General features: G+C 72.5%; 1 protein-coding gene. It reads left to right on the forward strand.

Going from position 1 to position 1,686, the window contains the following annotated elements; all coding sequences use genetic code 11:
* Positions 1-265: 265 nt before the first annotated feature.
* Positions 266-1,686 (forward strand): methyl-accepting chemotaxis protein (locus tag HK417_RS24235; RefSeq protein WP_222273258.1); only part of this gene is annotated, 1,421 nt, incomplete at its 3' end.

Here is a 1,686-nt window from a genome sequence, read left to right on the forward strand (position 1 = left end):
GCCCTGCCGGGCCGACCCCCGCGGCCGCCGCTTCGCCCCCTTCCCCGGGCGGAGTGGCGGCCGTGGCCGTTTCTCGGGTCCGGCGCCGAGTCGACATGTGGGCCCGGCAGAATGGTCGCCAAGCAATTCCATGAACCCGCGCGAAACGTGCGACGCGACACAACAGAACTGGCCGGTGTCGTCACACTGGGATCATTCCCAGCCGCTTTCTCGGGACCGCCACCCGGCGGGACGGAGAATCCCCTCTCTCTTCCAGGAGACCGTGATGAGATCCCGTTCCCGCACCCGTCGGAACTGGTTCGCCGACCGTCCACTCGCGGCGAAGTTCGGCATCATGATCGGCGTCGTCGTCCTCGTCCTCGCGGCGCTGCTCACGACGCTGCTGACCTCGAACGCGACCGTGCGCGACCGGAGCCTCGCCGAGGTGCACCTGGCGGACGCGCGTGCGCTGGTCCTGCAGCTGGACACCCGGGCCAGCGAGCTGAAGGTCGACGCCCTCAAGGCCCTCGTCCGGGACGACCCCGCCAGCCAGCTCGCGGACCTGGCGGACGACACCGCGACCGCCGAGGGACTCCTCGAGGAGCTGGAGGCGATCCCGCTGACCGGCGACCCGGCCGCGTCCGTCGCCGTGCTGGAGGACTCGTTCGCGACGTACACCGCCTCGATCGGTGCCTTCATCGAGCTCGCGGTCGTCGACCAGGCCGCGGCGACGGTGCGCTGGGAGGAGATCCAGCAGGCCAACGACCTGTCCGACGAGGCGGTCAGCGCGGCCAAGGACGAGCTCAGCGCGGCTTCCGCCGCCGCCGACGCCGGGATGCAGGACGCGATCGACCGGGCCGACCGGCTCGGCCTGCTGGCGGCGGGCATCGGGCTCCTCCTGGTCATCGCGATCTGCCTGCTCACGCAGCGCGCGCTGGCCCGGCCGCTCGGCCGGGTCCAGGCGAGCCTGGAGGCGATGGCCGGCGGGGACCTCACCGTCACGGCCGACGTCGACAGCCGGGACGAGGTCGGCCGGATGGCGGCGGCGCTGGACACCGCCCAGCAGCACCTCCGGTCGGTGGTCGCGTCGGTGGCGGCGTCCTCGGACGCGGTGGCGGCGTCCTCGGAGGAGCTGTCGGCCTCGTCGGCGCAGATCGCCGGATCGGCGGAGGAGACGTCCGCGCAGTCCGGCGTGGTCGCGGCGGCGGCGGAGGAGGTGTCCCGCAACGTGGCCACGGTGGCGGCGGGGGCGGAGCAGATGGGCGCCTCGATCCGGGAGATCAGCCAGAACGCGAACGAGGCGGCGCGGGTGGCGGCGCAGGCGGTGGCCGAGGCGGAGTCGACGAACGCGACGGTGACGCGGCTGGGGGAGTCCTCCCGGGAGATCGGCAACGTCGTCAAGGTGATCACCTCGATCGCGGAGCAGACCAACCTGCTGGCGCTGAACGCCACCATCGAGGCGGCCCGAGCCGGGGAGGCCGGCAAGGGCTTCGCGGTGGTCGCCAACGAGGTGAAGGAGCTGGCCCAGGAGACGGCGAAGGCGACCGAGGACATCGCCCGCCGCGTGGAGGCGATCCAGGGCGACACGGCGCGGGCGGTGGAGGCGATCAGCGTGATCGGTCAGACCATCGGGTCGATCAACGACTTCCAGCTGACCATCGCCTCCGCGGTGGAGGAGCAGACCGCGACCACGAACGAGATGTCCCG

Source organism: Modestobacter marinus, from assembly GCF_019799945.1.
Taxonomy (GTDB): domain Bacteria; phylum Actinomycetota; class Actinomycetes; order Mycobacteriales; family Geodermatophilaceae; genus Modestobacter; species Modestobacter marinus_B.